The 11,709-nt window shown below is 51.1% G+C and carries 3 protein-coding genes; all 3 read left to right on the top strand.

Annotated elements, in window-relative coordinates:
* The first annotated feature begins 212 nt into the window (after positions 1-212).
* Genes H9J30_RS07390 through H9J30_RS07380 form a run of 3 tightly spaced genes read left to right on the top strand, consistent with a single transcriptional unit; the run spans position 213 to position 11,703 of the window.
* Complete coding sequence (locus H9J30_RS07390) at positions 213-1,079, top strand: transcriptional regulator (RefSeq protein WP_240130433.1); 867 nt, start codon at positions 213-215, stop codon at positions 1,077-1,079.
* Positions 1,079-9,304 carry a type I polyketide synthase gene (locus H9J30_RS07385; RefSeq protein ID WP_240130432.1) on the top strand — a complete coding sequence of 2,742 codons (8,226 nt, stop codon included), beginning with the start codon at positions 1,079-1,081 and terminating at the stop codon, positions 9,302-9,304. Before H9J30_RS07390 ends, H9J30_RS07385 begins: the two co-directional genes overlap by 1 nt.
* Positions 9,301-11,703 (top strand): PfaB family protein, encoded by a 2,403-nt coding sequence (locus tag H9J30_RS07380; protein WP_240130431.1) that lies wholly within the window; start codon positions 9,301-9,303, stop codon positions 11,701-11,703. The genes H9J30_RS07385 and H9J30_RS07380 overlap by 4 nt, the downstream gene beginning before the upstream one ends.
* Positions 11,704-11,709: the final 6 nt, after the last annotated feature.

Raw genomic sequence — 11,709 nt, 5'->3', positions numbered from 1 at the left:
AACATTAAAAAACCATTTCAAGTCCCACATGATTGTATCGAGCAAAAACCTCAGGTAATCTGCATCACCATTGTGTACTGTAAAATATCTAAAAACACGGGTTTTAAGCCTCTCTTAAGCATGAGTTCTGACTCTAGTTTAAAGGCCATATCATGCAGTCCCGATAGATTATGTTGGATGAAAATAATAATGATGGGATCGCACTGACAAGTATGAGCTCTCCAAAAGTTGGCACTCAAGTCGCAGATATTGCTCGCAAAAAGAAATCGAGCACAGAGAAAAAGTCTCGCCACAAGGTGGTAAGACACCGAAATGCCACCACCACGCCAGAAATGCGCCACTTTATTCAGCAATCTGAATTGAGTGTCAGTCAGCTTGCCAAAATTTTAAATATTACCGAAGCCACAGTGCGTAAATGGCGTAAGCGCGAATCGATTAACGATAGCCCGAATACGCCGCATCATCTCAACACTACCCTCACCCCAATTGAAGAATATGTGGTGGTGGGACTGAGGTATCAGCTAAAGCTGCCGCTCGATAGGCTACTTAAAGCCACGCAAACCTTTATTAACCCCAATGTATCGCGCTCAGGCTTAGCCCGCTGCCTTAAGCGTTACGGGGTATCGCGCCTCGATGAGTTTGATCAAGAACTTGTCCCTAAACAGTATTTTAATCAATTACCGATTGCCCAAGGCAGCGACGTACAAACCTATACAGTTAACTCCGAAACCTTAGCAAAAGCACTCGCCCTGCCAAGCACAGATGGCGACACCGTAGTGCAAGTGGTGTCGTTAACGCTGCCACCGCAATTAACCGAAGCCGAGCCTAAATCAGTGCTCCTTGGTATAGATAGCAAGACAGATTGGATTTATATCGATATTTATCAAGACAGTAATACCCAAGCGGCCAATCGCTACATCGCCTATGTGCTAAAGGATGGGCCGTTTCATCTGCGTAAATTGCTGGTGCGCAACTACCACACCTTTTTAGCCCGCTTTCCTGGCGTGCAAACCCCAAAAGCCATCGCTAAATCCCTTAATAAGGCAACAGCCACCCGCTTTGCCAGTGGAGACTCATAATGAGCCATACCCCTTCACAGCCTCAATTATCAACCGATGAAAAAGCCGATAAGAGGTTGAATAAACGCTTAAAAGATATGCCGATTGCCATTGTTGGCATGGCGAGTATCTTTGCTAACTCTCGCTATTTGAATAAGTTTTGGGATTTAATTTGCGACAAGATTGATGCCATTACCGACGTGCCCGCATCCCACTGGTCGATTGATGACTATTATGATGCGGATAAGTCTAAAGCCGATAAGAGCTACTGCAAGCGCGGTGGCTTTATGCCTGAAGTTGACTTCAATCCAATGGAGTTTGGTCTGCCGCCCAATATTTTGGAACTCACCGACAGCTCACAATTGCTGTCCCTCGTGGTCGCCAAAGAAGTGCTGCAGGATGCCAATCTGCCGGACAATTATGACCGTGACCGCATAGGCATTACCCTAGGGATTGGCGGTGGCCAAAAGTTAAGCCATAGCCTCAACGCGCGTCTGCAATATCCAGTGCTGAAAAAAGTATTTAAAAGCAGTGGCCTGAGCGATGAAGATAGCGAGCTACTGATCAAAAAATTCCAAGATCAATATGTCCACTGGGAAGAAAACTCCTTCCCTGGCTCCCTTGGCAACGTGATTGCCGGACGCATCGCCAACCGTTTCGATTTAGGTGGGATGAACTGCGTCGTCGATGCCGCCTGCGCAGGCTCGCTTGCCGCCATGCGTATGGCGCTCACCGAACTGACCGAAGGTCGCAGCGACATGATGATCACCGGCGGTGTCTGTACCGACAACTCGCCTTACATGTATATGAGTTTCTCAAAGACACCCGCCTTTACCACCAACGAACAAATCCAACCCTTCGATATCGACTCTAAGGGCATGATGATTGGCGAAGGTATCGGCATGGTCGCTCTAAAACGTCTTGAAGACGCCGAGCGCGATGGCGACCGGATCTATGCGGTGATCAAAGGTGTAGGCGCCTCATCGGACGGTAAATTTAAGAGCATTTATGCGCCGCGCCCCGAAGGCCAAGCCAAGGCATTAGAGCGCGCCTATGATGACGCAGGCTTTGCGCCGCACACAGTAGGCTTGATTGAGGCCCACGGCACAGGCACAGCCGCAGGCGATGTAGCTGAATTTACTGGCTTAAGCTCAGTGTTTTCTAAGGATAATGAGCAGTTACAGCATATCGCCTTAGGCTCAGTTAAATCTCAGGTCGGTCATACTAAGTCCACCGCGGGCACGGCGGGTGTGATTAAGGCTGCATTGGCGCTGCACCATAAAGTCTTGCCGCCAACAATTAACGTTAGTCAGCCTAACCCTAAATTAAACATTGCCCGCTCGCCCTTTTATCTCAATACCGAGGCGCGCCCTTGGATCCAACGCAGTGACGATACGCCGCGCCGCGCTGGGGTCAGCTCCTTCGGTTTTGGTGGCACTAACTTCCATTTAGTACTCGAAGAATACCGCCCAGATCACACGCGCGATGACGCCTATCGCCAACGCAGCGTGGCACAAAGCTGGCTGTTTGCCGCCGCCGATAAAATCGCACTGCTTGGCGAGTTAAAAAACGCGCTACAGCAAGCAACTGCGGCTAAGGCTGAGCTTTCTGATGCCCATTTTGTTGCCTTTGCAAAACCCTACGCCCTGCGCGAACTCCCCCCGCAATCGGCCCGTCTTGGCTTTATCGCCAAAGACTATGCCCAGTTACAGACTCTGTTAACCCAAGCGATAGCGCAGCTTGAAGCCAATAACGCTGAGAGCTGGCAATTACCTTCAGGGATCAGCTACCGCGCCAAGGCCTTAGTCAATGAGCAAACCAAGATCGCCGCGCTATTTGCTGGTCAAGGCGCGCAGTACCTGAATATGGGACTGGAGCTTGCAAATAACTTCCCCGAGCTTCGCCGCCATATCCACGCCAGCGATAAAGTGTTTAATGCCCATGATAAGCCTGCGCTTTCAAGCGTGCTCTATCCTATTCCAGCCTTTGATGATGAGTCGATAAAAGCGCAGGATACGGCATTAACCGACACTCTTTATGCCCAAAGCGCCATCGGCGCGCTCTCAATGGCGCAGTACGCACTGTTTACTCAGGCAGGTTTCGCCCCGGATATGCTGGCTGGTCATAGCTTTGGTGAGCTTTCGGCCCTGTGCGCCGCAGAAGTTATCTCAATGGATGACTACATCAAACTTGCCTTTGAGCGTGGACAGGCGATGGCGCAGTCATCCCAAGATACCGATGCGGGTGTTATGTATGCAGTGATCCTTAAGCAAAAACAGGATATTGAGGCTATCAGAGGTTGCCTGGCGCAGTTTGACGACGTCAAGATTGCCAACTACAACTCCCCCACTCAGCTGGTGATTGCAGGCGCTAGTGCCGCCACCCAACAGGCGGCTAAGGCCATTAGCGAGTTAGGCTTTAAGGCGATTTCCCTGCCCGTTTCCGGCGCCTTCCACACGCCATTGGTTGCCCATGCACAAAAGCCCTTTAGTGCAGCCATCGATAAGGCTCAGTTCAACACACCTAAGCTTGCCCTGTATGCCAATGGCACAGGCCAGCTGCATCCAACCGATGCCCATGCCATCAAAGCCGCCTTTAAAGACCATATGCTGCAGTCGGTGCGCTTTAGTGAGCAGCTAGAAGCTATGTATGCCGCAGGCGCACGGGTGTTTGTCGAGTTCGGCCCGAAAAATATTCTGCAAAAGTTGACAGAAAATACCCTCGCGGCGCAGTTAAACGAGCTGTGTATTATCAGCGTTAACCCTAATCCCAAGGGCGATAGTGACAGCCAACTGCGCAGCGCCGCAGTGCAACTGGCTGTTGCTGGGGTAAAACTGGGTGAGATTGATCCGTATCAAGCAGAGTTGATTGCCCCAGCAGCAACGTCGGCCATGAATATCAAGCTCAATGCCACCAACTACATCAGCCCTAGTACCCGCCGCAAAATGGTCGATTCGCTGCAATCGGGCAAAATTACCAGCCAAGTGCAGTATGTGGATCGCCTCGTTGAGAAAGTGGTTGAAAAAGTCGTTGAAAAACCAGTGATTGTCGAAAAAATTCTAGAAAAGGTTGTCGAAGTGGAAAAGCCCGTGGCACAAAATAACAATAATATTCAACAGCAAACACCAGCACAGCCAGCCAGCTTTACCGCTGGACAGGCGAATCAAGATGCCCTGAGCGCCTTTTTTGCCGCCCAAACCCAGGCAGCGCAATTACATCAACAATTTTTAGCGATACCGCAGCAATACGGCGATACCGTCAGTGCTCTGATGGCAGAGCAAGCGAAAATGGCAAGCCTTGGCATCGCCATTCCTGAGAGCCTACAACGCTCGATGGAGTTGTTCCACCAGCATCAGGCACAAACCCTAAAGAGCCATGCTGAATTTATGCAATTGCAAACCAGCAGCAGCCAAGCGGCATTAGCTCTACTCGGCCAAATGCCTGCGCTTCAGGTTCAAGCCCCCATTCAAGTCGCTGCACCAGTGGCGGTAGCTGTGGCAACGCCTGTCGTTCCAGCGCATGCGCCCGTGGTTCAAGCCTTAGCCGCAGAGCCAAAAGTGACTGCTGTGCCTGTGAGCGAGCCCAAAGTTCAGCAACCACAAGTTGCCCAGCCACCATTAGCGCAACCACAAGTGCAAACTGTGGCGGCAGCAACCCGCGTGCTTTCCGAGAAGTCAGTCGTGCAGCAAATCGAGCACGCTATGCTCTCGGTGGTCGCAGAGAAGACGGGCTATCCGGTTGAAATGTTAGAACTTAGCATGGATATGGAAGCCGACCTAGGGATCGATTCTATTAAGCGCGTAGAAATTTTAGGCACTGTGCAAGATCAATTACCCAACCTGCCAGAACTCAGCCCAGAAGATCTTGCCGAGTGTCGCACCCTTGGGGAAATTGTGGCGTTATTTAGCCAAGCAATTCCTCTAGTATCAACAGCCGTAACAGTTGCGGCCACAGTTAGCCAGGCGACACAAAGTGCAGTCGCTGCAAGTGCGGCGGTTTCTAATGATGAAATTGAGCGTACTATGATGGCGGTGGTGGCCGATAAAACTGGCTATCCCGTGGAAATGCTTGAGCTAAGCATGGATATGGAGGCCGACCTTGGGATCGATTCCATTAAGCGTGTAGAAATTCTAGGCACTGTGCAGGACGAATTACCCAACCTGCCAGAACTCAGCCCAGAGGATTTAGCCGAGTGTCGCACCCTAGAGGAAATTGTGGCGCTCTTTAGCCAAGCAATTCCTCTAGTATCAACAGCCGTAACAGCTGCGGGCACAGTTAGCCAGGCGACACAAAGTGCAGTCGCTGCAAGTGCGGCGGTTTCAAATGATGAGATTGAGCGCACTATGATGGCGGTGGTGGCCGATAAAACCGGCTATCCCGTGGAAATGCTTGAGCTAAGCATGGATATGGAGGCCGACCTTGGGATCGATTCCATTAAGCGTGTAGAAATTCTAGGCACTGTGCAGGACGAATTACCCAACCTGCCAGAACTCAGCCCAGAAGATCTCGCCGAGTGCCGCACCCTAGGGGAAATTGTGACGTTATTTAGCCAAGCAATTCCTCTAGTATCAACAGCCGTAACAGCTGCGGCCACAGTTAGCCAGGCGACACAAAGTGCAGTCGCTGCAAGTGCGGCGGTTTCTAATGATGAAATTGAGCGCACTATGATGGCAGTCGTGGCCGATAAGACTGGCTATCCCGTTGAAATGCTAGAACTTGGCATGGATATGGAAGCCGACCTTGGGATCGATTCCATTAAGCGCGTAGAAATTTTAGGCACAGTACAAGACGAGTTACCCAACCTGCCAGAACTCAGCCCAGAGGATTTAGCCGAGTGTCGCACCCTAGAGGAAATTGTGGCGCTCTTTAGCCAAGCAATTCCTCTAGTATCAACAGCCGTAACAGCTGTGGCCTCAGTCAGCCAGGCGACACAAAGTGCAGTCGCTGCAAGTGCGGCGGTTTCAAATGATGAGATTGAGCGCACTATGATGGCGGTGGTGGCCGATAAAACCGGCTATCCCGTGGAAATGCTTGAGCTAAGCATGGATATGGAGGCCGACCTTGGGATCGATTCCATTAAGCGCGTAGAAATTTTAGGCACGGTACAAGATCAAATGCCAAACCTGCCAGAACTCAGCCCTGAAGATTTAGCCGAATGTCGCACCCTAGGGGAAATTGTGGCGCTCTTTAGCCAAGCAATTCCTCTAGTATCAACAGCCGTAACAGCTGCGGCCACAGTTAGCCATGCGACACAAAATGCAGTCGCTGCAAGTGCGGCGGTTTCTAATGATGAAATTGAGCGCACTATGATGGCGGTCGTGGCCGATAAGACTGGCTATCCCGTTGAAATGCTGGAACTCAGCATGGATATGGAGGCCGACCTTGGTATCGATTCTATTAAGCGCGTGGAAATTCTAGGCACGGTACAAGATCAAATGCCGAACCTGCCAGAACTCAGCCCTGAAGATTTAACCGAGTGTCGCACCTTGGGTGAAATTGTCGCCCTCTATGCTGGTTCGCAAGCCTCAAGTGAGGCGCTACAACAAAACCATGCTGCGCCAATTCAAGAGGCGATTACAGAAACAGTCGAGGAAATCATCGACCTGCCGCCCCATAGTGAGGTGATGCTAAAAAAGTTGCCAGCGGCGGCTGAGTTAGCGCGCATCATCTCAACTAGCGATATTCAACTGACGTCAAACAGTTACGTCGTTATCGGCGACGATGGCCACAACGCGGGGGTGATTGCCGAAAAGCTTCACGCCCAAGGTGTTAAGGTCGCGGTTGTACGCTCACCGAAAACGGTTGTGGCCAGTGCATCGCCACTCGATAGCCATATTGCCAGCTTCACGCTAGAGGCGATTGATGATGAAAGCATTTGTGAGGTCATCAATCAGATTGAAGCACTTGGCCAAATCGCCGGTTTTATTCATCTGCAGCCACAGCATAAGTCCGTTGCCGATCAAGGTGCAGGCTTAGTGCTGGCAGACGAAGCCAAAGCTTCGGTCGAGCAAGCCTTCTTGTTCGCCAAGCACTTACAACCACTTTTAACTGAACGTGACTATTGCCGCTTTGTCACCGTCAGCCGTATCGACGGTGGCTTTGGCTATATCGGCATGAATGAGTCTGCAAGCGCCCTCATCAGCCAGAGTGAACTCAACCAAGCGGCACTCTTTGGACTCACTAAAACCTTAAATCACGAGTGGCCGGGAGTGGTCTGCCGCGCACTGGATATCGCGCCAAACTTGGACGCCAAAACGGTTGCCAATGCGGTGGTGCAGGAATTCTACCTCCAAGATGCGCCAGTCGAAGTCGGTATTGATAGCGAGCTTGAGCGCACCACCTTAGTTGCGGGCAGTGCAGCACTTCTTCATCCACCCGCGGCCCTTAGCAATGCGGACAAAATCCTCGTCACAGGCGGCGCTAAGGGCGTTACCTTCGAGTGCGCCTTAAGTTTAGCGAAACGCTGCAAGGCACATTTTATCCTCGCGGGTCGTAGCGCCCATCAGGGGATCCCCGCTTGGGCTCTGGGTAAAAATCGCAACGAGCTGAAAGCCGCAGCCATTGCGCATCTGCAAAGCCTGGGTGATAAACCCACACCAAAACAAGTGGATGCCTTAGTTTGGCCAGTACAAAGCAGCCTTGAAATCAGCCATGCCTTGCAGGCATTTGAAGCGGTGGGCGCCAGCGCCGAGTACTTAAGTGTGGATGTCAACGATCCTGCCGCCATTGCCAGCACTATTGCGCCTATCAGTGCCCTATCGCCCATCACGGGGATTATTCACGGTGCGGGAGTCCTAGCCGATAAACATATTCAAGACAAAACCTTAAGCGAACTTGAACGCGTTTATGGCACTAAGGTGACCGGACTTAACAATCTGCTGTCAACGCTGGATCTGAGCCAAGTAAAACTCATTGCGCTGTTTTCCTCGGCGGCAGGTTTTTACGGCAATACCGGCCAGAGCGACTACGCCATGTCTAACGACATTCTCAATAAGGCCGCGCTGCAACTTGCGCAGCAATTACCTACAGCCAAAGTGATGAGCTTCGATTGGGGTCCTTGGGATGGCGGCATGGTCAATCCAGCGCTGAAGAAAATGTTTATCGACCGCGGGGTTTATGTCATTCCACTCAAAGCCGGTGCTGAGTTATTTGCCAGCCAATTATTGGCTGATACAGGGGCGCAGCTGTTGGTCGGAACCGATATGCAGGGCAATACCGCCAATGCCGTTGAAGTTGCATCAGTAAAAAAGCCTGAAGCGGATCTAACCACGGCGTTAGATCCGCAGCCTATGGCCCAAACGGTGCCGCAGAGTATTCGCGTTACACGCAGCCTCGACCCTAACCGCATGAGCTTTATTGAGGATCATCGCATCAATGGTCATGCGGTGTTGCCAACGGTGTGCGCCATAGATTGGATGCGTGAGGCCGCCAAGGCCCATTTAGGTACGGCGGTGAGTGTCAGCGATTATCGACTACTCAAAGGAATAATCTTCGATGAGGCGCTGCTTGCCCGCGATGCGCCTATTGAGCTCGAATTGATGCTCACGCCGCTTGCCGACGCTACACAGCAATCGACTGAGGCGTTAGCCGCGCTGATTAGCTTTGAAGGTCGCCCGCAGTATCAGGCGGTGTTAGTAGCGCAGACGGATGATAAGCAAGACGCGCAGCGTTTCGAGGTTGGCGAGTTGCATTCTCTGATAGAGGAGATAACGCAGCAACCCGCTATCGCGAGCCGCGAGTCGCTCTACCGCGATGGCACACTGTTCCATGGCCCAAGACTGCAAGGCATAAGCGAAGTGCTCACCTTTGATGACCAACAGCTTATAGCCAAAGTAGAACTGCCACAGGTGACATTAGATGACTGCGGCGAGTTTGCGCCAAAGCTTGAGGATAAGGGCACACAACCCTTTGCCGAAGATCTGTTATTGCAGGCCATGCTCGTGTGGGCGCGTCTTAAATATCAAGCGGCAAGCTTACCTAGCACAATTGGCGAGTTCGTGTCCTATTCGCCCTTAGGTTTTGGCGAGAAGGCGGTATTAGTGTTGGATGTTATCAAGCATTCGTCCCGTTCACTTGAAGCCAATATTGCGCTTTATCATCAAGATGGCCGTCTAAGCTGCGAGATGAAGCGAGCAAAAGTCACGATCAGTAAGACGCTTAACCAAGCGTTTTTGGCTAATAAACTCCAACAACAGGCGCAAGAGCAGGCAGTCGCCCAAAGCACGGCCGAGGTAAGTGTTAAGTGACACTCGACCCAATCGCACATGCCGCATTAAGCAATGCGGCACTAAACAGTCCGCATCCCAATGCCAAGCCACTGCGAATAGCCGTATGGCTTGGTGATGCCAGACTTGACGATACGCGGATGCAGAGTGCGCTTAACCATGCACAAACCGATGTCAGTAAGCTGCAACAGTTGATGGCTTGTCGAGTTCTGCTCAATGTTGAAGATAAGCCACTGATTGATGAGCCATCAGATGAGCCAACACTGGTCGCCTTGATCACAGATCAGCTCGCCCATATTGCGCAAAAACAACTCGTTGAAATCCGCTTTGACCATCAGCAGCAAGTACGCTGCCTGTATCTGCTTGATGGACTACTTGCCGCGCAATTACATCTGCATGCCGAGGCTTATATTTCAGCCTTGACACAGACTCAAGCCCAAGCGAATGAAGCACTTTGCGATATAGAAATCAAAAACTGTGCAAATCGCGCTTTTGCCCTCGCCAAACGCAATCCTGCTCAGGCGGTAAATTGCTACGCGGATGCAGGCAATCTTGCCAGTCAGTTGAATGTATTAGCTCAAGCGGTTGAGGCGTTAAGTCATCGAAGCCTTAAAGGCATTGAACCAATGCTTGATGCGACTGATGCAGTGCAACTTGCTGAGCAACACGCTGAACTGCGCGCTGAAAAGCCAGTAAAAAACGCGGAGAACAGCTATTGGTTTACCAAGCCTCATCAGGCAAGGGTATTAAGCCTAAATCTCTTGGGTAATCTCTTGGGTAAAGCCCCTCAAGCTCAGACAGCCCAGAGCCTTATCTTGACCCAAGGCACTCGGCTTATTGCTCAGCCATTACTCAATACTAACAGGTTGTTTATCCCCATCAGCGGCAATGAGTTTGAGTCGTTAACGCTTAAGTTGTCGCAACTGATTGATTCATTAGATTTATCGGTAAAACAACCTGATACGGATTGGCTTAGTATCCAAGGCAGTGATTGGTTTGAGCGTTATCAAGCACAGGATAAATTAGCCCTAGTGCTGATGGCTGGCTCTCTTGAGGAGCTAATGCAAGAAGCCAAGGCGATGCGCGCTTATATTGAAAAGACGCAACAGACTCCAGCGCCAACGCCATCGGCCAATCTAGCCTTTAAGACCCCTGCGGGCAGTTATTTTACGGCCTCGCCCCTTGGCGATACGGGCTTAACCTTTGTCTATCCAGGGGTTGGCACAGTTTATCCGAATATGTTCAGTGACTTACATGGCTATTTCCCTGCGCTTTATCGCGAGCTTGAACGCGAGGGGGATTTAGCCGCCATGCTGCAGGCCGAGGCGATTTACCAAAGCGCTGCATATGCCAAAAGTGCCGTTGATGTAAAAGATGCAGCAGAGATGAGCTTAAGCCAGCTTGCGATTAGCGGTGTTGGCGCCAGTTACCTATTCAGTAAGCTGTTGACTCGAGTCTTTACTATTCAACCGCAACTGGCTCTGGGCTATTCCATGGGCGAAGCGGCAATGTGGGCAAGTTTGGATATCTGGCAAACGCCACATGCCCTGATTAACGCCACCCAAAACAGCGCCATCTTTAATCAGGAGATTTCAGGCCCACTGCTTGCGGTGCGCCGCGATTGGCAGTTGAGTGAAGATGCACCGCTGGCGTGGAATAGCTTTTTAGTGCGAGCCTCTCGCGCCGAAATTAATACCCTGCTGACTGATTTTCCACGGGTTTATCTGGCGATTGAACAGGGTGATACCTGCATTCTCGCGGGCTGCGAAGCAAGCTGCTTACAACTCCTTAAAAGGCTGAATAAGCGTGGCATTGCCAGCAATAAAGTCACCGCCATGCATACTTCGCCCTCGCAGTCACAGCACAGTGCTATCCAAGGGTTTTATACCTTGGGCTTAAAGGCGAATGCCTACGAGACTCAGGTGCGTTTTATTAGCGCGGCGCAGCAAAGCACCGTCAGTATCGATAGCCAAAGCATTGCCAAAAGCATTGCCGACACCTTTTGCGCGCCGCTTAATTTTACCGGGCTGATTAACACCGCGTATCACCAAGGTGCGCGCTTATTTGTTGAGGTGGGCGCCGATCGGCAAACCAGCACACTTATCGATAAAATCGGCCGCCAATTAGAGTTGGGTGTCGATGGCATTCAAACACAGGAACAACCGATATTAGCCATGGCATGCAATGCCAAGGGCAGCGATACGATCACCAGTTTACTCAAATGCTTAGCCCAACTTATCAGCCATAGAGTGCCACTTTCCCTTGCGCCGCTAATGCCTCAATCGGCAGCTCAATCAGTAACGCACTCAGCAACTATTCATGCAGATAAGAATGCGGCTAAAACGATAGCGTCACACTCTGCCAACGCCTGCGCATTAGGCCATTTTTCAAACGTATTCCAAGAAGGAGAACCCCTTTGAGTTCTC

It is taken from the genome of Shewanella cutis (genome assembly GCF_022410515.1).
GTDB lineage: Bacteria > Pseudomonadota > Gammaproteobacteria > Enterobacterales > Shewanellaceae > Shewanella > Shewanella cutis.
Note: the sequence above shows the minus strand (reverse complement) of the source record. Positions and strands in the feature narration are given on the sequence as shown.

Bases quoted from the DNA above. Each gene is read 5' to 3' on its own strand.
- H9J30_RS07385 (WP_240130432.1), top strand. From the start codon at position 1,079: ATGAGCCATACCCCTTCACAGCCTCAATTATCAACCGATGAAAAAGCC.
- H9J30_RS07390 (WP_240130433.1), top strand. From the start codon at position 213: ATGAGCTCTCCAAAAGTTGGCACTCAAGTCGCAGATATTGCTCGCAAA.